The sequence below is a fragment of the Dyella japonica DSM 16301 genome, from assembly GCF_001010355.1.
Taxonomy (GTDB): Bacteria; Pseudomonadota; Gammaproteobacteria; order Xanthomonadales; family Rhodanobacteraceae; genus Dyella; species Dyella japonica.
The window spans coordinates 57300-83311 of record NZ_JPLA01000026.1 but is presented as its reverse complement, the minus strand read 5'-3'; the positions used below and the strand labels follow the sequence as shown (position 1 = coordinate 83311).

Annotated in this window: 25 protein-coding genes; 20 read left to right on the top strand and 5 right to left on the bottom strand. The window is 65.1% G+C overall.

What is annotated here, in order from left to right; genetic code table 11:
* Positions 1-269 precede the first annotated feature (269 nt).
* The 5 genes from Y882_RS10600 (at position 270) to Y882_RS10580 (ending at position 3864) form a co-directional block, all read left to right on the top strand.
* Positions 270-479: a cold-shock protein gene (locus tag Y882_RS10600; protein ID WP_019465668.1), complete on the top strand. Its 210-nt coding sequence runs from the start codon at positions 270-272 to the stop codon at positions 477-479.
* A 121-nt stretch (positions 480-600) separates the two neighbouring features.
* Positions 601-1485 carry an alpha/beta hydrolase family protein gene (locus Y882_RS10595; protein ID WP_046971879.1) on the top strand — a complete coding sequence of 295 codons (885 nt, stop codon included), beginning with the start codon at positions 601-603 and terminating at the stop codon, positions 1483-1485.
* Positions 1486-1538: 53 nt separating this feature from the next.
* On the top strand, positions 1539-2597 hold the full coding sequence (locus tag Y882_RS10590; protein WP_046971878.1) for an NADH:flavin oxidoreductase/NADH oxidase: 1059 nt from the start codon (positions 1539-1541) through the stop codon (positions 2595-2597).
* Between the two features lie 12 nt (positions 2598-2609).
* Positions 2610-3482 carry a pirin family protein gene (locus Y882_RS10585; RefSeq protein WP_046971877.1) on the top strand — a complete coding sequence of 291 codons (873 nt, stop codon included), beginning with the start codon at positions 2610-2612 and terminating at the stop codon, positions 3480-3482.
* A gap of 79 nt (positions 3483-3561) precedes the next feature.
* Positions 3562-3864, top strand: a complete 303-nt coding sequence (locus Y882_RS10580) for an Mpo1-like protein (RefSeq protein ID WP_046971876.1) — start codon at positions 3562-3564, stop codon at positions 3862-3864.
* A gap of 112 nt (positions 3865-3976) precedes the next feature.
* Here the strand turns inward: Y882_RS10580 and Y882_RS10575 are convergent, their stop codons facing one another.
* Positions 3977-4366 carry a cytochrome c gene (locus tag Y882_RS10575; protein WP_046971875.1) on the bottom strand — a complete coding sequence of 130 codons (390 nt, stop codon included), beginning with the start codon at positions 4364-4366 and terminating at the stop codon, positions 3977-3979.
* Between the two features lie 104 nt (positions 4367-4470).
* Between Y882_RS10575 and Y882_RS10570 the strand changes: the two genes are divergently transcribed.
* On the top strand, positions 4471-5319 hold the full coding sequence (locus Y882_RS10570) for a tRNA threonylcarbamoyladenosine dehydratase (RefSeq protein ID WP_046971874.1): 849 nt from the start codon (positions 4471-4473) through the stop codon (positions 5317-5319).
* A gap of 94 nt (positions 5320-5413) precedes the next feature.
* Here Y882_RS10570 and phbB read toward each other — a convergent pair whose 3' ends face one another.
* Entirely contained in the window at positions 5414-6154 is a 741-nt protein-coding gene (gene phbB, locus Y882_RS10565; protein WP_046971873.1) for an acetoacetyl-CoA reductase, read from the bottom strand.
* 154 nt (positions 6155-6308) lie between these two features.
* On the bottom strand, positions 6309-7169 hold the full coding sequence (gene gluQRS / locus Y882_RS10560; RefSeq protein WP_046971872.1) for a tRNA glutamyl-Q(34) synthetase GluQRS: 861 nt from the start codon (positions 7167-7169) through the stop codon (positions 6309-6311).
* Between the two features lie 195 nt (positions 7170-7364).
* Here gluQRS and htpX point away from each other — a divergent pair, with 195 nt between their 5' ends.
* The 6 genes from htpX (at position 7365) to Y882_RS10530 (ending at position 13082) form a co-directional block, all read left to right on the top strand.
* Positions 7365-8264, top strand: a complete 900-nt coding sequence (htpX, locus tag Y882_RS10555; RefSeq protein ID WP_046971871.1) for a protease HtpX — start codon at positions 7365-7367, stop codon at positions 8262-8264.
* A 101-nt stretch (positions 8265-8365) separates the two neighbouring features.
* Positions 8366-10237: a molecular chaperone HtpG gene (gene htpG, locus Y882_RS10550; protein ID WP_046971870.1), complete on the top strand. Its 1872-nt coding sequence runs from the start codon at positions 8366-8368 to the stop codon at positions 10235-10237.
* Between the two features lie 119 nt (positions 10238-10356).
* On the top strand, positions 10357-11259 hold the full coding sequence (locus Y882_RS10545) for an AEC family transporter (RefSeq protein WP_211259163.1): 903 nt from the start codon (positions 10357-10359) through the stop codon (positions 11257-11259).
* A gap of 9 nt (positions 11260-11268) precedes the next feature.
* Positions 11269-11625 carry a nuclear transport factor 2 family protein gene (locus Y882_RS10540; protein ID WP_046971869.1) on the top strand — a complete coding sequence of 119 codons (357 nt, stop codon included), beginning with the start codon at positions 11269-11271 and terminating at the stop codon, positions 11623-11625.
* A gap of 372 nt (positions 11626-11997) precedes the next feature.
* Entirely contained in the window at positions 11998-12396 is a 399-nt protein-coding gene (locus Y882_RS10535) for an RNA-binding S4 domain-containing protein (RefSeq protein ID WP_046971868.1), read from the top strand.
* Positions 12397-12509: 113 nt separating this feature from the next.
* Positions 12510-13082: a response regulator gene (locus Y882_RS10530; protein ID WP_425479444.1), complete on the top strand. Its 573-nt coding sequence runs from the start codon at positions 12510-12512 to the stop codon at positions 13080-13082.
* Positions 13083-13151: 69 nt separating this feature from the next.
* Here Y882_RS10530 and Y882_RS10525 read toward each other — a convergent pair whose 3' ends face one another.
* Positions 13152-14594 (bottom strand): catalase, encoded by a 1443-nt coding sequence (locus Y882_RS10525; RefSeq protein WP_046971866.1) that lies wholly within the window; start codon positions 14592-14594, stop codon positions 13152-13154.
* A gap of 254 nt (positions 14595-14848) precedes the next feature.
* Between Y882_RS10525 and Y882_RS10520 the strand changes: the two genes are divergently transcribed.
* A complete protein-coding gene (locus tag Y882_RS10520; RefSeq protein ID WP_052949896.1) occupies positions 14849-15100 on the top strand; it encodes a hypothetical protein in 252 nt (83 codons plus the stop codon).
* A 53-nt stretch (positions 15101-15153) separates the two neighbouring features.
* On the opposite strand, the gene mutS is transcribed toward Y882_RS10520, so the two are convergent.
* Complete coding sequence (gene mutS, locus Y882_RS10515) at positions 15154-17733, bottom strand: DNA mismatch repair protein MutS (RefSeq protein ID WP_046971865.1); 2580 nt, start codon at positions 17731-17733, stop codon at positions 15154-15156.
* A gap of 193 nt (positions 17734-17926) precedes the next feature.
* Between mutS and Y882_RS10510 the strand changes: the two genes are divergently transcribed.
* The 7 genes from Y882_RS10510 to csrA all read left to right on the top strand — a co-directional run bounded on the left by Y882_RS10510 (position 17927) and on the right by csrA (position 26000).
* On the top strand, positions 17927-19324 hold the full coding sequence (locus tag Y882_RS10510) for an amidohydrolase family protein (RefSeq protein WP_046971864.1): 1398 nt from the start codon (positions 17927-17929) through the stop codon (positions 19322-19324).
* Entirely contained in the window at positions 19311-20453 is a 1143-nt protein-coding gene (locus tag Y882_RS10505; RefSeq protein WP_211259162.1) for a dipeptidase, read from the top strand. The genes Y882_RS10510 and Y882_RS10505 overlap by 14 nt, the downstream gene beginning before the upstream one ends.
* A gap of 108 nt (positions 20454-20561) precedes the next feature.
* Positions 20562-21068 carry a CinA family protein gene (locus tag Y882_RS10500; protein WP_046971863.1) on the top strand — a complete coding sequence of 169 codons (507 nt, stop codon included), beginning with the start codon at positions 20562-20564 and terminating at the stop codon, positions 21066-21068.
* A 122-nt stretch (positions 21069-21190) separates the two neighbouring features.
* Positions 21191-22222 carry a recombinase RecA gene (recA, locus tag Y882_RS10495; RefSeq protein WP_046971862.1) on the top strand — a complete coding sequence of 344 codons (1032 nt, stop codon included), beginning with the start codon at positions 21191-21193 and terminating at the stop codon, positions 22220-22222.
* A 107-nt stretch (positions 22223-22329) separates the two neighbouring features.
* The gene (locus Y882_RS10490; protein ID WP_046971861.1) at positions 22330-22815 is read left to right on the top strand and encodes a regulatory protein RecX; all 486 of its coding nucleotides are present in this window, start codon (positions 22330-22332) and stop codon (positions 22813-22815) included.
* Between the two features lie 81 nt (positions 22816-22896).
* Entirely contained in the window at positions 22897-25533 is a 2637-nt protein-coding gene (gene alaS / locus Y882_RS10485) for an alanine--tRNA ligase (RefSeq protein ID WP_046971860.1), read from the top strand.
* Between the two features lie 260 nt (positions 25534-25793).
* Entirely contained in the window at positions 25794-26000 is a 207-nt protein-coding gene (csrA, locus tag Y882_RS10480) for a carbon storage regulator CsrA (RefSeq protein ID WP_046971859.1), read from the top strand.
* The last annotated feature ends 12 nt before the right edge of the window (positions 26001-26012 follow it).

Genomic DNA, 26012 nt, shown 5'->3' with positions numbered 1-26012 from the left:
CAAAGAAAAAGCCAGGCAGCAATGCCTGGCTTTTTTGTTTTATTCGCAAATGTCGTTGAAATGTGAAAATCAAAGCATTGATTAAAGCCATTCACTTGCATTAAAGAAATCCGTTATGCTGGATTCACTGTGGTTGCTCGGTCACGTGCGTGCCCGATGCGCGACTCGCAAGAGTCCACATCGCTACACCCCGATCCCTGCATGCGCAGTAAGCCGTCGGCCAAAGGGGAGGCTGACTTGTCTCAGCATCGAGTTGATCGGAGTGAGTCATGTCGGATCGTGAAGTTGGCACTGTGAAATGGTTCAACGACGCCAAGGGCTTTGGTTTCATCAGCCGTGAAAGCGGCCCGGATGTCTTCGTGCATTTTCGGGCGATCAGCGGTTCGGGTTTCCGTAGCCTGAAAGAGGGGCAAAAGGTGAGCTTCAAGGTGGTGCAGGGGCAGAAAGGTCTGCAAGCCGATGAAGTGGCGCCCGCCTGAGTTCATCAAAGCATTACTGCATGAAGAGAAGGCCGGCACTTGCCGGCCTTTTCTTTGCGCGGCTTTTTAGTGGCGCGCGAATTGGGTAGCCTCCATCGCTACCCTGCGACCTGTGCCGAGAATGTCCGCTACTTCTTTCGTTCGCGGCTCGCTGCCTCCCCACGACGTATTGCCCGTGATCTCGGCGGACGGTGCGCGAGCGGAACTGCTGGTGCAGCGTCCCGTTGGCGAGGCCACGCAAGTGGTTTATTGGCTGCCCGCCCTGGGAGTGGCCGCCAAGCATTACCTGCCCTTGGCGCAGGCGCTGGCGGAACGCGGGGTGGCGGTGGCCATCCACGAATGGCGCGGGATCGGTTCGAGCAACAAGCGGGCCGATCGACGCGAGGACTGGGGCTATCGCCAACTGCTGGAAGACGATCTGCCGGCCGGTGGCGTTGCACTGCGCGCCTTGCTGCCCCGGGGGCGCCTCACGCTGGGCGGGCACAGCCTGGGTGGGCAGATGGCCGCGCTCTACGCCAGCCTGCATCCGCAGGACGCCGCTGGCCTGCTGGTGGTGGCGAGCGGGGCGCCGTATTGGCGCCAGTTTCCCCTGGCGCCCCTGCTGTGGCTGGCCTATGCGCTGGCGCCGTGGTTGGCGCGCGTGGTCGGCCACTTGCCGGGAAGGCGGATCGGCTTCGGCGGCAACGAGGCGCGGCAGTTGATCGATGATTGGGCGCGCTCGGGCCGCACCGGCCGCTATGCCGCTGCAGGCATGCCGGTCGATTTCGAAGTGCTGCTGGGCCGGCTTGAATTGCCGATACTCGGATTGCGCATGCACGACGACTGGCTGGTGCCGCCGGCATCGTTGTCATGGTTGCTCGGGAAAATGCCGCGCAGCCCGAACGCGCAGCAAGTAATCACGGCGGACGAACTCGGTAACGACAAAGCCGATCACTTCGGCTGGATGAAGACACCCGAGGCCGTCGCGGTGCGCGTGGCACAGTGGCTTCAGGCGTCGGGACCTTGAACCGGGCGTCGAATGCCGGCATGTGTGGCAGATCCCTCTCCCAGAGCCGGCCGATGAAACTCTTCACCCCGTTCACCCAGCGTAGCGTGACGCTGCGCAACCGCCTCGTCATTGCGCCGATGTGCGAATACTCCGCCACCGATGGCCTGCCCAACGACTGGCATTTCGTGCATCTGGGCAGCCGCGCGGTGGGCGGCGCCGGTCTGCTGATCACCGAAGCCACCGCGATTTCACCCGAAGGCCGCATTTCCGCCGGCGATGTGGGCATCTGGAACGAAGCGCAGCAGCAGGCGTGGCAGCCGATCATCGCCTTCATCAAGGCGCAGGGCGCCGTCGCCGGCGTGCAGCTGGCCCATGCGGGGCGCAAGGCCAGCTCGATGCGTCCCTGGGAGGGCGGCGGTCCGCTGTCCGCCGACGCGGGTGCATGGCAGACCGTGGCGCCATCGGCCATACCGTTTGATCATCATTGGCATGTGCCGCTGGCGCTCGATCGTGCCGGCATTGCGCAGGTGATTGCCGACTTCCGCGCCGCCGCCGAGCGAGCGCTCGCCGCCGGCTTCCAGCTGATCGAGCTGCACGGTGCGCATGGCTATCTGCTGCATCAATTTCTTTCGCCGCTGAGCAATCAGCGCACCGACGAATACGGCGGTAGCTTCGAGAACCGCACGCGCCTGGTGCGCGAGGTGATCACGGCGGTGCGCGAAGTGTGGCCCGAGCACCTGCCGCTGTGGCTGCGCGTTTCCGCCACCGACTGGAGCGATGGCGGCTGGGATGTCGAGCAGACCGTGCAGCTTGCCCGTGACGTGAAGTCGATGGGCGTGGACCTGATCGACGTCTCCAGCGGCGGTCTGGTTCCGCACGTGAAGATTCCGCTCTCGCCCGGCTACCAGGTACCGTTTGCGGCGCGCGTGCGTCACGATGCGGGCATCGCGACGGGCGCCGTGGGCCTCATCACCGAATCCACACACGCGGCGCGCATCATCGAGGAAGGATCGGCCGACGTGGTGCTGATCGCGCGCGAAAGCCTGCGCGATCCGTATTTCCCGCGTCGTGCCGCACAGGAACTGGGCGTGACGATCAGCGCGCCGGAACAATACCAGCGCGCCTGGTAAACAGGAGACACGATGGAACAGCAACCGATCTTGATCGAAGGACGCGTGCACGACCTGGGCGACGGCTTCAACGTGCGTCGCCTGCTGCCGGTCCTGCAGGCGCGCCACGTGGGCCCGTTCGTGTTCTTCGACTACATGGGTCCGGTGACCTTTCTCGACGACAAGGGCATGGATGTGCGGCCGCATCCGCATATCGGGCTGGCCACTGTGACGTGGTTGTTCGATGGCGTGATCCGCCACCGCGACAGCCTCGGCAGCATTGCCGATATCCGCCCAGGTGAAGTGAACTGGATGACTTCCGGCCGCGGCATCGTGCATTCCGAGCGCACGCCGCCGGAAGCGCGCGGCGGCGGTTTCCGCACGCACGGCATCCAGGTCTGGGTGGCGCTGCCGCAGAAGGACGCCGAGGTCGAGCCGGAATTCCATCACCACGGCGCGGATGAACTGCCCCGCATTGCGTTGCCAGGTGTCGAACTGGTGCTGATCGCCGGCACCGGTTATGGCAAGGAGTCGCCCGTCAAGGTGTTCGCGCCGATGTTCTTCATCGAGGCGACGCTGGAAGCGGGCGCCGAACTGCCCTGGCCGGAACAGCATGTGGAGCGCGGCGTGTGCGTGGTCGACGGTGAAGTGGAATGGGATGGCGTCAACGTGGTGCCCATGCACGCCGCTGTGCAGACCGGCCTGGATTCGCCGCCACTGCGCGCACGTACCAAGAGCCGCGTGATGCTGTTCGGCGGCGCGCCGCTGGATGGCGAACGCCACCTGTGGTGGAACTTCGTGGCCAGCACGCGCGAGCGCATCGAGCAGGCCAAGGCCGATTGGGCGGCGCAGCGCATGGGCAAGGTGGTGGGCGACGAAGAGGAGTACATCCCGCTGCCGGCGTAAGTGGTCGCATGCTGCATGCGCGCATGCAATGGCCGGCACGCCGGTTTACGCTGGGCGCGAACCATCCAGGGCGATCCGCATGGCCGGCTACCGCAGCTTTCGCGAGTTCTATCCGTTCTATCTCAACGAGCACAGCGATGTGCAGTGCCGGCGCATGCATTTCGTCGGCAGCACGCTGGTACTCGCGGTGATCATGACAGCCATCGTCACCGGCCATGCGTGGTGGCTGCTGCTGGCGCCGGTGGCCGGTTATGGCTTTGCCTGGATCGGCCATTACGTGTTCGAGAAGAACCGCCCGGCCACCTTCACCCATCCACTGTACAGCCTGCTCGGCGACTGGGTGATGTATTGGCAGATCCTGCGGGGCAAAGTGAAGATCTGACCGCACCGGTTCGTCTTGCTGTTGTGGGAGCGCACCCTGTGCGCGACTAGGACGCAAGCGATCGGCGAGCCCCAGTCGCGCACAGGGTGCGCTCCCACAGATAAGGTCGTCGTCAGCGGTATTGCTGGTGACAGGACTGGCAGGTTTCACCAATCGGCTTGATCGCCTTCGCCAGCGCCGCGCAATCGGCCGGCGCCGCCTGCAGGGCCGCCTGGGTCTTGTCGCGCAGCTTGGCTTCCTCGTCCTTGAAGGGTTGATCGACGCCCGGGAAGGCCTCATCCAGGTCGGCCTGGGTTTCCAGCAGGCGGGAAAGGTGCCGCTGCGCCTGCGCGGCGTCGCACTTCTGCGTTTTCACGGCCGCGCTGAGCGCCCCGGCGTGGTGGGACATCAGGGTCATCACGGTGTGCGAGAACGGCTCGCGCTCATGCAGCGCGTTCATGGCGAACACGGTGCCGACGATGCCGATGACCAGGCCGAGCACGATCAGGAGAGCAGAGCGCATGGAGTGGGTCCCTGTGGTGAAGCCGCCAGCATAACGGCAGCCCTGCAGCGGCGGACAGTTCCCGATAAAATGCGTCACCTCAAGGTGTTGTTATGGCTTCAACCATGCAAATCGAAAACGCCGCTACGGTGGCGGACCCCGTCACCCTGCCTGCCGAAGAGACGGGCGTGGTTTTTCCGCGCGAACGCTTTGCCGGCGTGGAGCGCCTGTACGGCGTGGGCAGCCTCGACCGGCTGATGCAGAGCCACGTCTGTGTGATCGGCATCGGCGGCGTGGGCTCGTGGGCCGCCGAGGCGCTGGCACGCACGGGCGTGGGCCATCTCACGCTGATCGACGCGGATGAGATCTGTGTCTCCAACACCAATCGCCAGCTGCATGCGCTGGACGGCCAATTCGGCAAGTCGAAGGTGAAGGTGATCGAGGAGCGTCTGCGCGCGATCAATCCGGCGATCAAGATCGATGCGATCGAGCGCTTCCTCACCACCTCCACGCTGGACGAATTGCTCGATCGCGGCTACGACGTCGTGCTCGATGCCTGCGACGCCTTCCGCGTGAAGCTGGAGGCGATTGCCTGGTGTCGCCGCCGCAAGCTGCCGATGGTGACGGTGGGTTCGGCGGGCGGGCGCACCGACCCCACGCAGATCCGCGTACGCGATCTGTCGCGTACCGAGCACGATGCGATGTTCAGCCTGATCCGCAAGAAGCTCCGGCAGGATTTCAACTTCCCGAAGAACCCGGATCGCTATTTCGGCGTGTCGGCGGTGTATTCGCTGCAGAACGTGCAGTACCCGCAGCCGGATGGCACGGTGTGCGGGACGCGTCCACCGGTGGTCGATGGCACGGAGGCGTTGAATCTGGCGTGTGGTGGCGGACTGGGTGCTGCCACGCATGTCACTGGCGCATTCGCCTTTGCGGCGGTGGGCAGGGTGATGGAGAGATTGTTGGGAACCTAAGGTTTTGTGGGAGCGCACCCTGTGCGCGACCGGCCGGAGCGGATGCGCCGCGCGATGGCCGGTCGCGCACAGGGTGCGCTCCCACAAGGTGCCGTCACCAACCCATGTAATGCCCACCATTGATCGACAGATTGGCGCCGGTTATCCAGGCCGCTTCTTCGCCGGTCAGAAAGGCCACCGCATGGGCGATTTCCTCGGGCTTGCCGAGGCGGCCGACGGGGATCTGCGCAACGATCTTCTCGCGCACGTCTTCCGGCACCGCCATCACCATGTCGGTGCCGACGTAGCCCGGCGAGACGGTGTTCACGGTGATGCCGAACTTGGCGTTTTCCTGCGCCAGCGAAATGGTGAAGCCGTGCATGCCGGCCTTGGCGGCGGCGTAGTTGGCCTGGCCGTACTGGCCCTTCTGGCCGTTGATGGAGCTGATCTGCACGATGCGGCCCCACTTGTGCTGGCGCATGCTTTCGATCACCGGGCGGGTGACGTTGAAGCAGGCGTTGAGGTTGGTGTTGACCACTTCCATCCACTGCGGATAGGTCATCTTGTGGAACGTCGTGTCGCGCGTGATGCCGGCATTGTTGACCAGGATCTCGACCGGGCCCATGGCGGTCTCGATGATGCGCACCATCGCTTCGCAGGAATCGGGATCTTTCACGTCGCCCGGCACCAGCAGCACTTCGATGCCTTCCTTCGCCATCATTTCCTTCATGGCTTCGGCTTTGGCCTGGTCACGGTAATTGGTGGCAACCCGATGCCCCTGGCGCCCAAGGTAACGAATGATGGCCGTGCCGATACCGCCCGTGCCGCCAGTGACCAATGCCGTGCGTTGCGTCATGCCTGTTCTCCAAAGATGCGAGTGACCAATCAACCCCGATCGTGCAACCGGGGCGCTGCCATGTCTACCACGTCAACCATGGCAAAACGTCTACGCAGGGTACGCCGACTACGGCCGGCTGTGACAGCCGGAGCATGAACGCGTCGATGGCGGTTTAAGCCGCCGCGCGTTCGCTGCAGTGCGGTAGTCGATCCGGCGTGAAGTGGGCGAGGGCGTGCGCTAGCAGGGCCGAGGGCTCGCGCGCGGCCGGCGCCACCGGCAGGTCGAGAAAAGCCAGCGCGCGGCGCAGTGCCGGCAGCGGATCGGTGGGGTCCACCGGATGGGCGCGCTCGGACTTGGACAGCTTGCGGCCGTCGTCATCCAGCGCCAGCGGCAGGTGCAGGTAGCCGGGCGTAGGCAGGTCGAGGCAACGCTGCAGGAAGATCTGCCGCGCCGTCGAGTCCAGCAGATCGTTGCCGCGCACCACCTGGGTGATGCCCTGGTGAGCGTCGTCGACTACGCAGGCGAGCTGGTAGGCGTAGTAGCCCTCGACCCGGCGTATCACGAAATCCCCGGCGGCCAGGCGCAAATTCTGGCTCTGCGGGCCCTGCAAGGCGTCCACGAACCCGAGCTCGATATCCGGCACGCGCAGGCGCCAGGCCGGCGTACGTCCCGCCACAGGCTGCGCCAGGCAGTGACCATCCAGGTGCAGGCCGCCCGCGAGGTCGTTGCGGCTGCACCAGCACGGGAACACCCGATCGGCCGCCTTGAGCTGCTCGAAGGCCGCGTCATAAGCGGCCTGGCGCTGGGACTGGAACAAGGCGGGCGCATCGGCCACCAGCCCGAAGGCGGGCAGGGCGGCCAGGATGCTTTCCGCCGAACCGGGCAATTCCCGCGGCGGATCGATGTCTTCCACCCGCAGCAGCCACGCGCCACCCGCATGGCGCGCGCACAACCAGCTGCCCACGGCGGCCACAAGGGAACCGAAATGCAGGTGGCCGGTCGGAGAAGGGGCGAAACGTCCGCGGTAGTTCATCGGACCATTTTAGGGGCGGGCGGTTGGATGCAGGAAACACCGCTGCACACAGCGTGTTAGCTGACGCGCAGTTGAAAGCCCGCCGCCCGGTACGAAGATTCACGGCTCATAGCCCTTGAAACCGCAAGAATTCGCCACGATCCTTTCACAGCGGCGAAAGTCGCATCCCCTTTCATGACTGCCCGAGAGACAGCCATGCGTCGCATCGCATTGTTCCTGCTTACCAATATCGCCGTCCTGTTCCTGCTGAGCATCGTCTGCCATCTGTTTGGCGTCGATCAGTGGGCCGCCGCCAAGGGTTATGGCGGCATGGGCGGATTGCTGATTTATGCCGCGGTGTTCGGCATGGGCGGCGCCTTCATCTCGCTGGCCATGTCCAAGTGGATGGCCAAGATGTCCACCGGCGCCCGCGTGATCGAGCAGCCGCAGAACGAAGCCGAGCGCTGGCTGCTGGACACCGTGCGCCGTCACGCCCAGGCAGCGGGCATCGGCATGCCCGAAGTGGCGATCTACGACGCGCCCGAAATGAACGCGTTCGCCACCGGCATGACCAAGAACAGCTCGCTGGTGGCGGTCAGTACCGGCCTGCTGCAGCAGATGGATCGCGAGCAGGTCTCTGCCGTGCTCGGTCACGAGATCGGCCACGTCGCCAATGGCGACATGGTCACGCTGACCCTGATCCAGGGCGTGGTGAACACCCTGGTGATCGTGGCGGCCCGCGTGGTCGGTCGTCTGATCGACAGCTGGCTGTCCGGTGGTCGCGACCGTGAAGGTGGCGGCGGCATCGGCTACTTCGTCACGGTGATGGTGCTGCAGCTGGTGTTCGGCCTGTTCGCCTCGATGATCGTGGCGGCCTTCTCGCGCTGGCGCGAGTTCCGTGCCGACGCCGCCGGCGCCAAGTTCGCCGGCCGCGGCGCGATGATCTCCGCCTTGCAGCGCCTGCAGGTGCAGCACGGCGAGAGCACCTTGCCGCAGACGATCGCCGCATTCGGCATCTCGGGCCCCCTGGCAGACGGCTTCAAGCGCCTGTTCATGACCCACCCGCCGCTGGACGAGCGTATCGCCGCCTTGCAGAACGCCTCGGCCAACGCCTGAATTCACCCGCTTTCCCACCGGAAGCGGGCATCATGAGGGGCCGATTCGTCGGCCCCTTTGCTTGTCACTCCTTCGACTGACCTTTGCACGAGTCTTTCCGCATGACGACTACCGCGCCCGAAACCCGCAAATTCGAAGCCGAAGTGGCCCAGGTGCTGCACCTGGTCACGCATTCGCTCTATTCGCACAAGGAGATCTTCCTGCGCGAACTGATCTCCAACGCCTCCGATGCCTGCGACAAGCTGCGCTTCGAATCGATCGCCAACCCCGACCTGCTTAGCGGCGACGGCGAGCTGCAGATCCACGTGAGCTGGGATCCGCAGGCGCGCACCGTCACCGTGCGCGACAACGGCGTGGGCATGAGCCGCGAGGAAGTGGTGGCCAATATCGGCACCATCGCCAGCTCGGGCACGCGACGTTTCCTGGAGGCGATGAGCGCCGAGCAGAAAACCGATGCCCGCCTGATCGGCCAGTTCGGCGTGGGCTTCTACTCCTCCTTTGTGGTCGCCGATCGCGTCACCGTGCTCAGCCGTCGCGCCGACCTGCCGGCGAGCGAGGGCGTGAAGTGGGAAAGCGACGGCAAGGGCGAATACAGCCTGGCCCAGGTCGACCTGCCCGAGCGCGGCACCGGTGTGATCCTGCATCTGAAGGCCGACGAAGACGAGTTCCTCAAGGGCTGGGAGCTGCGTTCGCTGATCCGCAAGTATTCCGACCACGTCGCCTTCCCCATCCGTTGTCCCAAGGACGAGGACGGCAAGCCGGGCGACGAATGGGAAACCGTCAACGATGCCTCGGCGCTGTGGGCCAAGCCGCGCAACGAGATTTCCGACGAGGATTACCAGAGCTTCTACAAGTCGCTCGGTCACGATTTCAACGATGCGCTGGCCTGGACGCATAACCGCGTCGAGGGCAGCCAAAGCTTCACCACCTTGCTGTACATCCCCGCGCAACCGCCGTTTGATCTGATGATGGGCGGTCGCGACGAGCGCAAGGGCCTCAAGCTCTACATCAAGCGCGTCTTCATCATGGATGCGGCCGAGGAGCTGCTGCCCAACTACCTGCGCTTTGTGCGCGGCGTGGTGGACGCGGACGACCTGCCGCTCAACGTGAGCCGCGAAATCCTCCAGCACAACCGCCAGCTGGAGCGGATCCGCGCGGCCTGCGTGAAGCGCGTGCTCGACCTGCTGGAAAAGCTCTCGCGCGACGAGCCGGAGAAGTTCTCCACCTTCTACAAGGCCTTCGGCAACACGCTGAAGGAAGGCATTGCCGAAGATCCGGCCAATCGCGAACGCATCGCCAAGTTGCTGCGCTTTGCCTCCACCAAGGGCGATGGCGCGGCGCAGACGGTGTCGCTGGATGATTACATCGGCCGCATGGCGATCGGTCAGGACACCATCTGGTACATCACCGCCGACAGCTACACGGCCGCTGTCGGCAGTCCGCAGCTGGAAGCGTTCAAGGCCAAGGGCATCGAAGTGCTGCTGATGTCCGACCGCATCGACGAGTGGATGCTCAACAGCCTCACCGACTACAGCGGCAAGAAGCTGCGCAACGTGGCCAAGGGCGAGCTGCCGCTGGACGAGGCGGACAAGAAGCAGCAGGAAGAGGCAAGCAAGGCCGCCGAGCCGCTGGTGCACAAGCTCAAGGAACTGCTGGGCGATCGCGTCGGCGATGTGCGCGTGTCGGCACGCCTCACCGATTCGCCGTCGTGTCTGGCCTTGTCCGATTACGAGATGGCGCCGCACCTGGCTCGCCTGCTGCGCGAGGCCGGTCACGACGTGCCGCAGGCCAGGCCGACGCTGGAAGTGAATCCGCAGCATCCCTTGCTCAAGCGCGTGGAGAACGAAAACGATCCGGCCAAGTCCGCCGATCTGGCCAACCTGCTGCTTGATCAGGCCGAGATTGCGGCGGGGGCGCAATTGCCGGATCCGGCCGCGTTCGTGCAGCGTTTGAATCGCTTGATCGCAGGGTGAGTGCTCGTCATTCCGGCGCAGGCCGGAATGACGAAGGGGTGGCCTGACGTAGTTCGACTTCACCAAGCCCCCCAACAAACGGCCGCTATACTGCGGCCGTTTCGTTTTCCAGGAAGCCCATGGGCGCCTTGCTGCTGTTGTTCACTTGCCTTCTGCTCGGCGTACTGGTCGCTCGATTCGCCAGGACGCCGGCCGGCCTTGTCCATGGCATCAACTGGTGGGTGATCAATATTGCGCTGCCTGCGCTGGTCCTTGCGCTGGTGCCCAAGGTGAAGGTGGACACGCAGCTGTGGTTTCCCGTGGCGGCGATGTGGGTGACCTTCTTCGGCGCGTGGCTGCTGTTCGCCTTGCTCGGAAGAATGCTGGGCTGGTCGCGTCAGCGCATCGGCGCCCTCACGCTGGTCTGCGGCTTGGGCAACACCTCGTTCATGGGCTATCCAATGATGCAGGCCCTGCATGGCAAGGAGGGCCTGACGCTTGCGGTGGTGGCCGATCAGCTGGGCTGTTTTCCCTTGCTGGCCTCGGTCGGGGTGGCGGTGGCATCGCTGTACGCGGGGCAGTCGCCGCAGCCGGGCGTGATTGCGCGCCGCATCCTGACCTTCCCGTCCTTCCTGGCCCTGGTGCTCGCCGCGATCGTCGGCGCGCTGGGAGGCTGGCCACCGATCGTCGACGAGGTCCTGCTGCCCATCGGCGCCACGCTGACGCCGCTGGCGCTGTTCTCGGTGGGTCTGCAGATCAAGTTCCACCTCGGCGAACGCCAGCTGCCGCCCTTGCTGCTGGGTCTGGGATGGAAGCTGCTGCTCGCCCCCCTCGCGGCCTTGTTGCTGGGCGTGACGGCGAGAGTCGGCGGCCTAACGCTGACGGTGGGCGTATTGCAGGCGGGCATGGCGCCAATGATTTCCGCGGCGATCCTGGCCGATGAGTACAAGCTGGAGCCGTCGCTCGCGAATACGCTGTTGGGGGTGGGCATCGTGTTGTCGCTGATCACCATACCGCTGGGCAATCTGCTGCTGGGCAGCTGAGGAACGAGCATGGATCTCGCCGCGCATCTGCTGGATCTCGAAACGCAACTGCACCGGCAGGACGTGCGTGCCGATGAGGCGGCGCTGCGGCGACTGATCGCCGACGACTTCTTCGAGTTTGGCGTCTCCGGCACGGTGTGGACGCGCGATGCGGTCGTGGAGGCCTTGCGTGGCGAATCGTTTTCGCCGCGTGAGGTCGGCGATTTTCGGTTGACGATGCTGGCCGACGATGTGGCGCTGGTGACCTATCGCGGGCATCGCGTCGCCACGCCGCAGCGTCCAGCGTCTGATTCGCTGCGCAGCTCGATCTGGCGCCTGCGCGATGGCCAGTGGCAGATGCTGTTCCACCAGGGCACCCCCTTGTAGGAGCGCACCTTGTGCGCGACCGCGGCGCTGCGGTTTACCTCAGTCCTTGAGGTCCTCGCGAAAGGCTGTCGCACACAGGGTGCGCTCCCAGAGGAAGGGCGTGGGTTATTGATTGTAGGAGCGCACCTTGTGCGCGACCGCGGCGCTTCGGTTTACCCCAGTCCTTGAGGTCCTCGCGAAAGGCTGTCGCGCACAGGGTGCGCTCCCACAGGAAGGGCGTGGGTTATTGATTGTAGGAGCGCACCCTGTGCGCGACCGCAGCGCTTCGGTTTGCCCCAGTCCTTGACGTCCTCGCGAAAGGCTGTCGCGCACAAGGGGGGCGGCTGAGGGTGGGGGCGAATACAAAGGGCGTGAGTGGGCGATAATTGGGGCATGTCACGGCCCGAATCTTCTCCTGCGACTCCCGTACGCGCCGATGTGTGGCTCTGGGCGGCGCGCTTCTACAAGACCCGCAGCCTGGCCAAGCAGGCCATCGAAGGCGGCCGGATCGACCTCAACGACGGCACCTGCAAACCGGCCAAAGCGGTCCATGTGGGCGACGCATTCCGCATCAACCGGGGCGAGGAGCGGCTGGAGGTAGAGGTGCTGGCGCTCTCCGAAAAGCGCGGCCCGGCACTGGCTGCGCAGGCGCTGTATCGCGAAAGCGAGGCCAGCATCGCGGCAAGGGACGCGGCGAAGGCTCAGCGTAAGTTATTGGGCGCCATGGCTCCTCCAGGGCGTCCGGACAAGCAGGCACGTCGAGAATTGCGACGCCTTAAGGATTCCATGTGAGTCACCCATCTCAGAACGCAGCGCCGTTCTGGGTAAGCATGTCCTCCAAGGAAAGCCGCGCGGGCGCGTGGTTTTCCCTCAGGTTTTGAGGTGGGAGGGCGACAATGGCGGGCATGGGATTCCTGAAGCGACTGCTTTCGAGCGCGACGCCGGGGCAGGTCGAGCAGACGTGGCGTAAGACCACGCATGGTGCACGGATACTGGTGGTGGACGACTCGGCGACCATCCGCGCCGTGCTCGGCCGCATGCTGGAAGTGGACGGTTACGAAGTAGAGCGCGCGGCCGACGGCGAAAGTGCGCTGGAAATGGCGCGCGCCGAGCCGCCGGCGATGATCTTTCTGGACATCGTGCTGCCGGGCATGAACGGTTTTGCCGTTTTGCGCGCGCTGCGCCACGATCCGGCCACGCAGCATGTGCCGATCGTGATGATCAGCGGCAACCAGCAGGCGACCGAGCAGTTCTACGTGCAGCGCTTTGGCGCCGACGATTTCATCAGCAAGCCGTTCGGGCAGGCGGAAGTCGCGCGCAGCATCGATCGCCTGGTGGGTTTCGGGCGCCTGTCCGCGCGCGAAGCAGCCAAGGTGGTGTCCCTGCCGGTGTCGGTGCCGGTGGAAACCATCCCGGCCCTGCTGGCCAACGCCTCGGACGAACCGGCCCTGGTCACCGTTCCCGAAATGGCGGCCTGACCGCTCGTTTCATCAGGAAAAGGAGGGCGGCGCTCTTACGAGACGCCGCCTTCGCTTTTTGCATCACCGTTAAAGCGTAATGCCCACCGCCTTGGCGACGCCGGCGCCATACGCCGGGTCGGCCTTGCTGAAGTGCGCAATCTGGCGACGGATGATCGCTTCCGGCACGCCCTGCATCGCCGCGGCAATATTGTTGAAGAGCTGCTGCTTCTGCTCCGCACTCATCAGGCGGAACAGATCGCCCGGCTGCGTATAGTCGTCATTCCCCTCGCGATGGCTGTAGCGATCAGCATCGCCGGAGATCGTCAGCGGCGGCTCCTGCACTGACTTGTCTTCGACCGGGCCATTGAACGAGTTCGGCTCGTAATTCACGCTGCCGCCGCCGTTGCCCCCGAAGCGCATCTGGCCGTCGCGGTAGTAGTTGTGCACCGGGCGGCGTGGTCGATTGATCTCCAGCGACTCGTGGTTGACGCCCAGGCGATGACGCGCCGTATCCGCGTAGGAGAAGATGCGAAACTGCAGCATCTTGTCCGGGCTGAAGCCAATGCCTGGGATGACGTTGGCCGGCGAGAAGCTCGACTGCTCCACTTCGGCGAAGTAGTTGTCCGGATTGCGATTGAGCTCCAGCACGCCCACTTCAATCAATGGGTAATCCTTGTGCGGCCACACCTTGGTGAGGTCGAACGGGTTGTACGGCGTGTTCTGCGCTTCGTCTTCCGGCATGACCTGCACGAACATCGTCCATTTCGGAAAGTCCTTGCGTTCGATCGCTTCGTAAAGGTCGCGCTGGTGCGACTCGCGATCCCGTCCGATCACGCCGGCCGCTTTCTCGTTGGTCCAGTTCTCGATCCCTTGCTGGGTCTTGAAGTGGAACTTCACCCAGTAGCGCTCGCCCAGCTCGTTCCAGAAGCTGAAAGCATGACTGCCGAAGCCATGCATGTGGCGCAGCGTGGCCGGCAGGCCGCGATCACTCATCAGGATGGTCACCTGATGCAGCGATTCGGGTGACAGCGACCAGAAATCCCACATGGCGGTGGGGTTGCGCAGGTTGGTGCGCGGGTCGCGTTTCTGGGTGTGGATGAAATCAGGGAACTTGTACGGATCGCGCACGAAGAAGATCGGCGTGTTGTTGCCGACCAGATCCCAGTTGCCCTCTTCGGTGTAGAACTTGATGGCGAAGCCGCGCACGTCGCGCTCCGCATCCGCCGCGCCGCGTTCGCCTGCCACGGTGGAGAAACGCAGGAACAGCGGCGTCTTCGTACCGGGCTTGAATATCTTTGCGCGCGAATACCTGGTGATGTCGTGCGTGATGGTCAGCGTGCCATGCGCCGCGGAGCCCACGGCGTGGACGACGCGCTCGGGGATGCGCTCGCGGTTGAAGTGGGCGTGCTTCTCGAACAGCTGATGGTCCTGTACCAACAGGGGGCCGCGGGGGCCGGCGGTCAGGGCGTTCTGGTTATCGGGGACGGATGCACCGGACGAGGTGGTGAGGGTCTTGCGATGGTCAGTCATGCGTGGCTCCTTGCACTTGGGGGATGGCTGGCATGCACTCGACTCTAGGTAGCTGGTCCCATTTGTGGAATTCGATTGTTTTGATGTTGCCGATAGCTGTGGTCTATCAGATGAGGCGCTGGCAGCGCGTGCGCGGGCGTTGCGGCCAAAAAGTGGCGAGCTACGAATGGGATGACATCCGGGCGCGGCTTTCACGCACACACCACCATGCGTGGCTGACGATGCCTGCCTCTTGATCCCAGCGGAGAGTCGTCGTGGCAGAGCACATCCAGGAAGGCGACATGGTTTTCGTGGCCGACGGCGAGGATGGCATCGGCTCGGTGCGCCGGCTGCTGGACGGCGGCCATGCGCTGCTGGTCTATATCGAGAACGGCGGCGACTTCGAGATCCCGGTGAGCGCCGTGCGCGCCGTGCATTCAGGCAAGGTCGTGCTCGATCTCGATCACCTGCCGACGCCGGTGCTCGAAGCGATCGGCAATGCGCGCAAGTCGGAATATCCGCACTAGATCGTGCTGTATGACATCGGCTCGCTCACCGGCGAGCCGATGTGTGCAGCCGTTCAGGCCAGCGACTTGAGCCGATAAAGCGCTTCCAGCGCCTCGCGCGGCGTCATGGCATCGGGATCGATGCCTTCCAGCGCACGCTCCACCACCGACGGCGCGGCAGCGAACAAGCCCATCTGCGGCGATTCCTGCGCGGGCGCCTTGGTATCCGTCGCCGAGGCGTGTTGATACATGCCGCGTTCAAGCTCGGCCAGCGTGCGCCGCGCATCGGCGATCACCGACTTGGGCAGGCCGGCGAGGGCGGCCACCTGCAGGCCGAAGCTGCGATTGGCCGGGCCTTCCTTCACCGCGTGCATGAACACCAGTTGTTCGCCGTATTCGACCGCGTCCAGATGCACGTTGGCGATGGTGGCGTATTCGTTGGCCAGCTCGGTCAGCTCGAAATAGTGCGTGGCGAACAACGTATACGAGCGGCTGCTCGCCGCCAGATGCACGGCTGCTGCACGCGCCAGCGCGAGGCCGTCATAGGTGCTGGTGCCGCGGCCGACTTCATCCATCAGCACCAGGCTGTGCTCGGTGGCGTTGTGCAGGATGTTGGCGGTTTCGCTCATCTCCACCATGAAGGTGGACTGGCCGCGCGACAGGTCGTCGCCCGCGCCGATGCGCGTGAACACGCGATCGATCGGGCCGATCACCGCGCGCGACGCCGGCACGTAGCTGCCGATATGCGCCAGCAGCACGATCAGCGCGTTCTGGCGCATGTACGTGGATTTACCGCCCATGTTCGGACCGGTGATCACCAGCATGCGGCGGCTGTCGTCCAGCATCAGGTCGTTCGGCTCGAACGGTTCCTCGCGGACTTTTTCCACCACCGGATGACGACCGCGCTCGATCGCGATGCCGGGCTCGTCGGTGAGTTCGGGCGCACTCCAGTCCAGCGCCATGGCGCGCTCGGCGAGCGTGGCCACCACGTCCAGTTCGGCCATGGCGGAGGCGGCGCTCTTGAGCGGCTCCAGTTGCGCGATCAGCGTGTCGAGCAGCGCTTCGTAGAGTGCGCGCTCGCGCATCAGCGAGCGCTCCTTGGCCGAGAGCACCTTGTCTTCGAAGTTCTTCAGTTCTTCGGTGATGTAGCGCTCGGCGTTCTTGGTGGTCTGGCGGCGCGTGTAATGCGTGGGCGCCTTGTCGGACTGGCCCTTGCTGATCTCGATGTAGTAGCCGTGGACGCGGTTGTAGCCCACCTTCAGCGTGCTGATGCCGCTGGCGGCTTTCTCGCGATCCTCCAGCTCCACCAGGTATTGGTCGGCATGCGTGGCGAGGCGGCGCAGTTCGTCAAGTTCGGCGTCGTAGCCATCGGCGATGACGCCGCCGTCGCGCTGCAGGACAGGTGGCTGTTCCACCACGGCCCGGCCGAGCAGCGCCGCGGCGTCGGCGTGATCGCCGATGCGCTCGACCAGCGCATGCAGCAGTGGACTATCCAGCGGCGCGATCAAGCCGCGCAGCAACGGTGCCGCAGCAAGCCCGTCGCGCAGCGTGGACAGATCGCGTGGACGCGCCGAACGCAACGCGACGCGCGCCAGGATACGTTCCAGATCGCCGATGCCGCGCAGCTGCTCGCGCAAGGTCTCGTGCTGGCGCTGATCAATCAGGCTGCCAATGGCCTGATGGCGTGCACGCAACAGCTCGCGCGAACGCAGCGGGCGGTTGAGCCAGCGGCGCATCAGACGCGCACCCATCGGCGTGACGGTCTCGTCGAGTACGCCGAGCAAGGTGTGCTCGGTGCGTCCGCTCGGATGCGTGTCCAGTTCCAGGTTGCGGCGCGTGGCGGCGTCCAGCGCAATGGTGTCGCTGGCGCTTTCCACCGACATGCCGGAGATATGCGGCAGCGCGCTCTTCTGCGTTTCTTCCACATAGCCCAGCAGGCAGCCGGCGGCGGCAATCGCAAGCGGCAGGCGATCGACGCCGAAACCGCCCAGATCGCGCGTGCCGAAGAAGCGGTTGAGTTCGCGCCTGGCCGCATCGGGATCGAAGTGCCACGGCGGACGCTTGCGCAGGCCGGGCAGTGCGCTGACCAATTTGGGCCACGCCACATCTTCGCCCACCAGGGTTTCCGCCGGCTGCAGGCGCGCCAGCTCGGCGGCGAGCGCTTCGGCGCTGGGCAGTTCGCTGAGCAGGAAACGGCCACTGGCCAGATCCACCCAGGCCAGGCCATAAGCGCCGTGCGCGCCGGCAGCGATGGACATCAGCAGGTTGTCACGGCGTTCTTCCAGCAGCGCTGCGTCGGTCACCGTACCCGGCGTGACGATGCGCACCACCTTGCGTTCCACCGGGCCCTTGGAGGTGGCCGGGTCGCCGATCTGTTCGCAGATCGCCACCGACTCGCCCAGCCGCACCAGCCGCGCCAGATAGTTCTCGGCCGCGTGATAGGGCACGCCGGCCATGGGGATCGGTTGGCCGCCGGACTGGCCGCGCTGGGTCAGCGTGATATCCAGCAGCCGCGCGGCCTTGCGCGCGTCGTCATAGAACAGCTCGTAGAAATCGCCCATGCGAAAGAACAGCAGCACATCCGGGTGCGCGGCCTTGGCGCCCAGGTACTGGCGCATGAAGGGGGTGTGGCTTTCGAAATCCTGGGCGACCATAACGTGCTGTTCTGTCGGGCCTTATGCTGAAACCGGCCGTGGCGGGAAGGCGCTGCGCGCCAACGAAAAATGCTCGCCAAGATAACCGAATTGGCCCGGCATGTATCCCGCGAACCCCGGGCGTCCCGCAGGCTTTGCCTTTGCCGCAGGCATCCTTGTGATGGGCGGAATCGGCTGTGTAGGATCGACCGCTATGCATAGACGCCCACGTTCCGCGACCTCACTGGTCACAGCGCTGCTGGTCGCGCTGTGTGCCTCCACCGCCTTTGCCGCTAACCAGCCGGCCAAGCCGTCGCCTGCCGACGCGCTGACGCTCTACGCCGGCGCCACCGTCATCGATGGCACCGGAGCGGCGCCGCGTCCCGATCAGGACATCCTGGTGCGCGGCGAACGCATCGTGGCGGTGGGGCCGCATGGTTCGCTGGCGGAGGCGAAGGACACCGCGGTGAAAATCGTCGACCTGCACGGCCGCTATGTGATCCCGGGCCTGGTCGACAGCCACGTGCACTTGGCCACGCCACCCGATGCAAAGCGTGCGCAGGCGATCCTGCGGCGCAATCTCTATGGCGGCGTCACCGCCGTGCGCGACATGGCGGACGATCTGCGTTCGGTCGGCGAGCTGGCCCGCCAGGCGCGCACCGGCGAGATTCCTTCGCCCGACATCTACTACGCCGCGGTGATGGCCGGCCCGGCGTTCTTCGCCGATCCGCGTGTGGCGGCGGCCAGCTATGGCGTCACGCCGGGCAAGAGTCCATGGATGCAGGCCATCGACGAGAAGACCGATCTGCGTGAGGCGGTGACGTTGGCACGCGGTACCTCGGCGACGGCCATCAAGGTCTATGCCGATCTGCCGCCCGATCTGGTCAAGGCGATCACCGCCGAGGCGCATCGCCAGCACATGATGGTGTGGGCGCACAGCGCCGTGTTTCCCACCCGTCCTGCCGATGTGATCGACGCCGGCGCCGACGTGGTCAGCCATGCCTGCTACCAGGCGTATCAGCTCGAGCCGGTGATGCTCAAAGCCTACGAGGATCACACGCCATTCCACGAAAACCTGCTCGCGAAGGACGGCGACGATCCCGTGATGGCCGGTCTTTACCGCGACATGCTCAAGCACGGCACCATCCTCGATGCCACCGGCAGCCTGTTCGCGCGCTATGACGCCGAACGCAAGGCGCATCCCGAGCGCAAGCCGCTGCGCTGCACGGGGCCGACCACCATCCGCCTGGTCCGCCAGGCCTGGCAGGCGGGTGTGCCGATCTCGACGGGCACCGATAGCGATCCTGGTTTCAAGGACGTTTGGCCGTCCGTTTACGACGAGATCGCTTTCCTCACCCACGACGTGGGCATACCGCCGCTGCAGGCCATTCGCTCGGCGACGTTGATCGGAGCCGAAGCGGCGGGTCAGCAGAAAGACATGGGTTCGATCGAACCCGGCAAGCTGGCGAACTTCGCCGTGCTGTCCGCCGATCCGCTGAAGGACATCGGCAACCTCCGCAGCATCCGCATGACGGTGAAACGCGGCCACGTCTATCCGCGTGCCGATTATCGACCGGTGACCAAGGAAGAAATGGGCAATGACGACGATTGATCGGCGAACCTTCCTCACCGGCGCGACCTGGGCCGCTGCCGCTACCATGCTGCCCTGGGAAGCGCGCGGCGCCGAGGCTCCGGGTGCGGCTGCGGCCGATGGCGGCATCATCATCAACGCGCTGGGCGGTCTGGACGATCCCAATCGCGGGTCGGATGCACTGGTGCCCGAGTTCACGCCGCGCGTGCTGGCCGAGGCGCATGCGTCGGGCCTGACCGCGGTGAATATCACGCTGGGCTATGTGTCCGGCCCCGACGATCCGTTCGAGGCCAGCGTGCGCGATATCGCCGCCACCGATGCGCTGGTGCGCAAGCACGAGCAGGACCTCACGAAGATCCTCACCGCGGCCGATATTCGCCGCGCCAAGGCAGATAAGAAGATCGGCCTGATCTACGGCTTCCAGAACGGTGCCATGATGGGCAAGGACGCCACGCGCGTCGATATTTTTGCCGATCTCGGCGTGCGCGTGTTCCAGCTCACCTACAACCCGGCCAACCAGCTGGGCGACGGCTCGATGGCCAAGGAAAACCGCGGGCTGACGCCGTTCGGCCGCGAGGTGGTGGCGCGGCTCAATGCGCGTCGTGTGATGGTCGATCTTTCGCACAGCGGCGAGCAGACTTGTCTTGAGGCGGCGCGCGTGTCCACCGCGCCCATCTCGATCAATCACACCGGTTGCCGCGCGGTGACCGACCTGCCGCGCAACAAGACCGACGCCGAATTGAAGCTGGTGGCGGAGCGCGGCGGCTTCATCGGTATCTACTTCATGCCCTTCGTCAACGCCAGCGGCCATGCGAAGGCCGAGGACGTGGTCGCCCATATCGATCATGCGGTGAATGTCTGCGGCGAAGATCATGTGGGCATCGGCACCGATGGTTCGGTCACCCAGATCGACGACCTGCACGCCTATCAGGCGACGCTAGCCAAGGAAATCGCGCAGCGTCAGGCGGCCGGCATCAGCGCGGCGGGCGAGCGGCCTGATACCTATCCGTTCGTGGTCGATCTGCGCGGGCCGCAGCAGTTCCACAAACTGGCGCAGCTGCTTGCCCAGAAGGGCTATTCGACGGGGCGCATCGAGAAGATCCTGGGCCTGAATTTCCTGCGCTACGCCGTGCTGGTCTGGGGCAGCTGAGCAGCTTCCGCCGGGCGGACGGGGCAGCGCATCGATCCTTGGAAGCTTGGCGCGCAGCCCCCATCGCGGTAGAAGAGTCCACCTCCGTCCGTCCCCACCGGAATTTCCATGAGCTTGTCCGTCCCCACCGACGCCGAACTGTATGCCCTGGCCGAGCAGGTGGCCGCTGCGGCCCTGCAGCGGCGCCTGATGCTGGTCACCGCCGAGTCCTGTACGGGCGGCTGGATCGCCAAGGCACTCACCGACCTGTCGGGCAGCTCCGCCTGGTTCGACGCCGGCGTGGTCACTTATAGCTACGGGGCGAAAGAGGCCTTGCTAGGCGTCAATCCACGCACGCTGGAGCGCACCGGCGCCGTCAGCGAGGAGACCGCGCTGGAGATGGTGTCCGGCGCACTGGCGCGCTTTGGCGCCGGCATGGCCGTGGCTGTCACCGGTATTGCCGGACCTACGGGAGGTACGCCGGAGAAGCCGGTTGGCACCGTCTGGATCAGCTGGAAACGGCGCGGCGGTTACGCCCACGCCAGCCTCTTCCAGTTCGCCGGCGACCGCGAGGCGGTGCGCCGTCAGACCGTGGCCGCGGCGCTCAACGGCGTCATCAAGGCGCTGACGGACTGAGTCGAAAGCCGGCCACTGGGTCGCTTGACCGGTGTGGGATACTCGTCCGTCACAGATCGCAGCCCGTGAGACAAGCCGCGGGCATCATCTCCTCATTCACTGCCACTCCGGGATTCAAGACGATGGATGACAACAAGCGCAAGGCGCTCACTTCCGCCCTCGGCCAGATCGAGAAGCAATTTGGCAAGGGCGCCGTCATGCGCCTGGGCGATCGCGTCGACGACGCCATCGACACCGTGTCTACCGGCTCGCTGGGCCTGGATATCGCGCTGGGCATCGGTGGTCTGCCGCGCGGCCGCGTCGTCGAGATCTACGGTCCGGAATCCTCGGGCAAGACCACGCTGACCCTGCAGGTCATCGCCAACTGCCAGAAGAACGGCGGCACCGCTGCGTTCGTCGACGCCGAGCACGCGCTCGATCCCACCTATGCCGCCAAGCTGGGCGTCAACGTGGAAGACCTGCTGGTCTCCCAGCCCGACACCGGCGAACAGGCGCTGGAAATCGCCGACATGCTGGTGCGCTCCGGCGCGGTGGACGTGGTGGTGGTCGACTCGGTCGCCGCGCTCACGCCCAAGGCTGAAATCGAAGGCGAAATGGGCGACTCCCACGTCGGCCTGCACGCTCGTCTGATGAGCCAGGCGCTGCGCAAGCTCACCGCCAACATCAAGAAGTCCAACTGCCTGGTGATCTTCATCAACCAGATCCGCATGAAGATCGGCGTGATGTTCGGCAGCCCGGAAACCACCACCGGCGGCAACGCGCTGAAGTTCTACGCCTCGGTGCGCCTGGATATCCGCCGCATCGGCGCGGTGAAGAAGGGCGAAGAGGTGATCGGCTCTGAAACCCGCGTCAAGGTGGTCAAGAACAAGGTGGCGCCGCCGTTCCGCCAGGCCGAATTCGAAATCCTCTATGGCGAGGGCACCTCGCGCGAAGGCGAGATCATCGAGCTGGGCGTGGCGCAGAACCTGATCGACAAGTCCGGCGCCTGGTACAGCTACAAGGGCGACCGCATCGGCCAGGGCAAGGAGAACGTGCGCCAGTTCCTGCGCGACAATCCGGCCATCGCCAACGAAGTCGACGCCGAACTGCGCGCCCGCCTGCTGGTGTCCAACGGCAATTCGCCGCTGCCGGCGGTGGAAACCGAGGAAGCCTGATCCAGGCCATAGGCACCTGCCGGGCGCGGTCCGGCGGGTGTCGTTGCAGATCAGCAGGAAGGGCGGCGTATTCGTCGCCCTTCTGATGGCAAGACCATAGGTCAGGCATGCCGCGAGAACCCGGTGACAAACCCAAAACCTCAGCCTACGACCGGGCGTTGGGCTTGCTTGCCCGCCGTGAACACTCCCGGCGTGAGCTGAAGCTCAAGCTGCGGCAGAAGGGCTACGAGGGCGACGAAGCCGGCGATGCCATCGACCGCCTCGGCGAGCAGCATTACCAGGACGACGAACGATTCGCCCACTCGCTGGTTCGCAGCCGGGTGGCGCAGGGCTATGGCCCGATGCGCGTGCAGGCCGAGCTGAGAAGCCATGGCCTGTCCGATGCCCGCATCCGGGCCGTGCTGGACGAGGCCGGGGTGGACTGGGATGCCAGCGCGCTGGCGCAGTTGCGGCGTCGTTTTGGCGGCGGATCGGCGCCAGATCGCGAGGAAAAGGCCCGCCGGGCGCAATTCCTCTTGCGCCGGGGCTTTCCCGCCGCCACAGTACGGAGTGTTACCCACGCCGACGTGGACGACGCAGCCGACGACGCCTGACCTCCCCACTGCTGGGGCGGGAGAGTGTCGCTTCGGCGGTGCTTCACGGCGTGACCCATCCGCCAGGTCCTCCCCAGCCGCATGAAAACCGCCGAAATCCGCTCGACCTTCCTCGACTATTTCCGTTCGAAAGGGCACACCATCGTGCCGTCCAGCTCGCTGGTGCCGGCCAGCGATCCGACGCTGCTGTTCACCAACTCGGGCATGGTGCAGTTCAAGAACGTGTTCCTGGGCAGCGAAAAGCTGCCGTACGTGCGCGCCGCCGACGTGCAGCGCTGCCTGCGTGCGGGCGGCAAGCACAACGATCTTGATTCGGTGGGCTATACCGCGCGTCACCACACCTTCTTCGAGATGCTGGGCAACTGGTCGTTCGGCGACTACTTCAAGCGCGACGCCATTGCCTATGCGTGGGAGCTGCTGACCGACGTCCTCAAGCTGCCCAAGGACAAGCTGTGGGTCACCGTCTATCACACCGATGACGAAGCCTTCGACATCTGGAACAAGGAAGTGGGCGTGCCGGCCGAGCGCATCGTGCGCATCGGCGACAACAAGGGCGCGCCGTACGCTTCGGATAATTTCTGGCAGATGGCCGACACTGGTCCCTGCGGTCCGTGCACCGAGATCTTCTTCGACCACGGCGAAGAGATCGCCGGTGGCCCGCCGGGCTCGCCCGACGAAGATGGCGACCGCTACATCGAAATCTGGAACCTGGTGTTCATGCAGTTCGACCGCGCGCCCGACGGCACGCTGTCGCCGCTGCCGGCGCCCTGCGTCGACACCGGCATGGGCCTGGAGCGTCTGGCGGCCGTGCTGCAGCACGTGCATTCCAACTACGAGATCGACCTGTTCGAGCACCTGATCAAGGTCGCGGCGCAGCTGACCCACACCAAGGACCTGGCCAACAAGTCGCTGCGCGTGATCGCCGATCACATCCGCGCGTGCTCGTTCCTGATCGTCGACGGCGTGCTGCCGTCCAACGAAGGCCGCGGATACGTGCTACGCCGCATCATCCGTCGCGCGCTGCGCCACGGCTGGATGCTCGGCGTGCGCGGCGATTTCTTCTGGAAGATGGTGCAGCCGCTGGTTGAGGAAATGGGCGAGGCCTATCCCGAGCTGGCGCAGAAGCAGGCCTTCGTGGAAGAGGCGCTGCGCACCGAAGAGCGTCGCTTCGGCGAAACGCTGGAAAACGGCATGCGTCTGTTCGATGCGGTCGCGGCGAAATCGAACGGCAGTATTCCTGGCGCCGACGCGTTCCGCCTGTACGACACCTACGGCTTCCCGGTCGATCTAACCGCCGACATCGCGCGCGAGCGCGGCCTCACGGTGGACATGGACGGCTTCGAGCAGTCCATGAAGGAACAGCAGGAACGCAGCCGCGAAGGCGGCAAGTTTGAAGCCAAGGGCCAGATGCCGGCCGAGCTGGCCAGCCAGCTGCAGCCGACCGCCTTCCTGGGCTACGACGCGCTAATGAGCCAGGGCAGCAAGGTGGTTGGCATCGTGCGCGGCGGCAAGCAGTACGACCAGCTGGGCGAGGGCGAAGAAGCCCTGGTTATGCTCGACCGCACGCCGTTCTACGCCGAATCCGGCGGCCAGGTGGGCGATACCGGCGTGCTGGTCAATACCACGGGCTCGTTCGCGGTGGCCGATACGCTCAAGATGGGCGGCGTGTTCTTCGGTCACGCCGGTCGTTGGAGCGGCAAGCAGGCACTGCGCGTCGGCGACGTGGTCGATGCCAATGTCGACGGCACGCGCCGCCAGGCCATCGTGCTCAATCACTCGGCCACGCATTTGCTGCACGCTGCGCTGCGCAAGGTGCTGGGCGAGCACGTGACGCAGAAGGGTTCGCTGGTGGCGCCGGAGCGCCTGCGTTTCGACTTCTCGCATTTCAAGCCGATGAGCGCGGACGAACTGCGCCAGATCGAGATGCTGGTGAATGCCGAAGTGCGCCGCAACGCGGCCGCCGAAGTGCATCACATGGGCTACAACGAGGCGATCGAATTCGGCGCGATGGCGCTGTTCGGCGAGAAGTACGGCGACGAAGTGCGCGTGCTCAGGATGGGTGAGTTTTCCACCGAGCTGTGCGGCGGTACGCATGTCGGCCGCACCGGCGACATCGGCCTGTTCAAGATCGTCAGCGAAGCGGGCGTGGCCTCGGGCGTGCGCCGTATCGAAGCTGTTACAGGTGCGGGCGCGTTGGCCTATGTGGCCGACGAGGAACGTCGCCTGGGCGAGTTCGCGCAGCTGTTGTCTTCGAATGGTGACGAGGCCGTGGAGAAGCTGCGGCAGCTGTTCGATAAGCAGAAAAAGCTCGAGCGAGAACTCGAATCGCTGCGTGCCAAGGCTGCCGGCTCGGCGACGGCCGACCTTGCCTCCAGCGCGAAGGACGTGGCCGGCATCAAGGTCATCGCTGCCCGCCTGGAAGGGCTGGACGCCAAGGCGCTGCGCGACAGCATGGACCAGCTCAAGCAGCAGCTGGGCGATTGCGTGGTGCTGCTCGCCGGTGCCGCGGACGGCCGTGTTTCCCTGGTCGCCGGTGTCGGCGGCAAGGCGCTGGGTCGGGTCAAGGCCGGCGACGTGGTCGCTCATGTGGCCAGCCAGATCGACGGCAAGGGCGGCGGTCGTCCCGACATGGCCCAGGGCGGTGGTAGCGACACTTCCGAATTGCCCGGCATTTTGGAGGGCTTGGCCGACTGGATCGGTCAGCGACTGGCGGGCTGAGCAGGTCAACCGTCGCCGGTCCGTTGCCGTTTACGCATTGCGCTGCCATTGGACGCTCGGCTAGTATCCAAATACTGCTGACACCGATGGTTGCGCCGGTGTCGCTTGACATGGCATCACAGGGGATGCCTCGTCTGTGTAACCGGGAAGGCGGTAGGGCCTTCGGCGGTAGCATCGTCGAAATGTCCAGATGGTGAAGCTCAGGGGTGAGGCATAACCGTCTGTTGGCCTGTGACCAAAGTATTCATGGAGTGGCAAACATGTTGATTCTGACCCGCAGGGTCGGTGAAACCTTGATGATCGGTGACGAGGTGACCGTTACCGTTCTCGGCGTCAAGGGCAACCAGGTGCGCATTGGTATTAATGCGCCGAAGAACGTTGCCGTGCATCGCGAAGAGATCTATCAGCGGATCAAGAACGAGCACGAGCCGGACGGCACTGCCTCCGGCGGTACTGGCGAACACTGACAGGCAAGAAAC

Bases quoted from the DNA above. Each gene is read 5' to 3' on its own strand.
- alaS (WP_046971860.1), top strand. From the start codon at position 22,897: ATGAAAACCGCCGAAATCCGCTCGACCTTCCTCGACTATTTCCGTTCG.
- gluQRS (WP_046971872.1), bottom strand. From the start codon at position 7,169: ATGAACTACCGCGGACGTTTCGCCCCTTCTCCGACCGGCCACCTGCAT.
- Y882_RS10510 (WP_046971864.1), top strand. From the start codon at position 17,927: ATGCATAGACGCCCACGTTCCGCGACCTCACTGGTCACAGCGCTGCTG.
- Y882_RS10505 (WP_211259162.1), top strand. From the start codon at position 19,311: ATGACGACGATTGATCGGCGAACCTTCCTCACCGGCGCGACCTGGGCC.
- csrA (WP_046971859.1), top strand. From the start codon at position 25,794: ATGTTGATTCTGACCCGCAGGGTCGGTGAAACCTTGATGATCGGTGAC.
- recA (WP_046971862.1), top strand. From the start codon at position 21,191: ATGGATGACAACAAGCGCAAGGCGCTCACTTCCGCCCTCGGCCAGATC.
- Y882_RS10570 (WP_046971874.1), top strand. From the start codon at position 4,471: ATGCAAATCGAAAACGCCGCTACGGTGGCGGACCCCGTCACCCTGCCT.
- phbB (WP_046971873.1), bottom strand. From the start codon at position 6,154: ATGACGCAACGCACGGCATTGGTCACTGGCGGCACGGGCGGTATCGGC.
- Y882_RS10500 (WP_046971863.1), top strand. From the start codon at position 20,562: ATGAGCTTGTCCGTCCCCACCGACGCCGAACTGTATGCCCTGGCCGAG.
- Y882_RS10575 (WP_046971875.1), bottom strand. From the start codon at position 4,366: ATGCGCTCTGCTCTCCTGATCGTGCTCGGCCTGGTCATCGGCATCGTC.
- Y882_RS10540 (WP_046971869.1), top strand. From the start codon at position 11,269: ATGGATCTCGCCGCGCATCTGCTGGATCTCGAAACGCAACTGCACCGG.
- htpX (WP_046971871.1), top strand. From the start codon at position 7,365: ATGCGTCGCATCGCATTGTTCCTGCTTACCAATATCGCCGTCCTGTTC.
- Y882_RS10590 (WP_046971878.1), top strand. From the start codon at position 1,539: ATGAAACTCTTCACCCCGTTCACCCAGCGTAGCGTGACGCTGCGCAAC.
- Y882_RS10530 (WP_425479444.1), top strand. From the start codon at position 12,510: ATGGGATTCCTGAAGCGACTGCTTTCGAGCGCGACGCCGGGGCAGGTC.
- htpG (WP_046971870.1), top strand. From the start codon at position 8,366: ATGACGACTACCGCGCCCGAAACCCGCAAATTCGAAGCCGAAGTGGCC.
- mutS (WP_046971865.1), bottom strand. From the start codon at position 17,733: ATGGTCGCCCAGGATTTCGAAAGCCACACCCCCTTCATGCGCCAGTAC.
- Y882_RS10490 (WP_046971861.1), top strand. From the start codon at position 22,330: ATGCCGCGAGAACCCGGTGACAAACCCAAAACCTCAGCCTACGACCGG.
- Y882_RS10535 (WP_046971868.1), top strand. From the start codon at position 11,998: ATGTCACGGCCCGAATCTTCTCCTGCGACTCCCGTACGCGCCGATGTG.
- Y882_RS10595 (WP_046971879.1), top strand. From the start codon at position 601: ATGTCCGCTACTTCTTTCGTTCGCGGCTCGCTGCCTCCCCACGACGTA.
- Y882_RS10600 (WP_019465668.1), top strand. From the start codon at position 270: ATGTCGGATCGTGAAGTTGGCACTGTGAAATGGTTCAACGACGCCAAG.
- Y882_RS10585 (WP_046971877.1), top strand. From the start codon at position 2,610: ATGGAACAGCAACCGATCTTGATCGAAGGACGCGTGCACGACCTGGGC.
- Y882_RS10525 (WP_046971866.1), bottom strand. From the start codon at position 14,594: ATGACTGACCATCGCAAGACCCTCACCACCTCGTCCGGTGCATCCGTC.
- Y882_RS10580 (WP_046971876.1), top strand. From the start codon at position 3,562: ATGGCCGGCTACCGCAGCTTTCGCGAGTTCTATCCGTTCTATCTCAAC.
- Y882_RS10545 (WP_211259163.1), top strand. From the start codon at position 10,357: ATGGGCGCCTTGCTGCTGTTGTTCACTTGCCTTCTGCTCGGCGTACTG.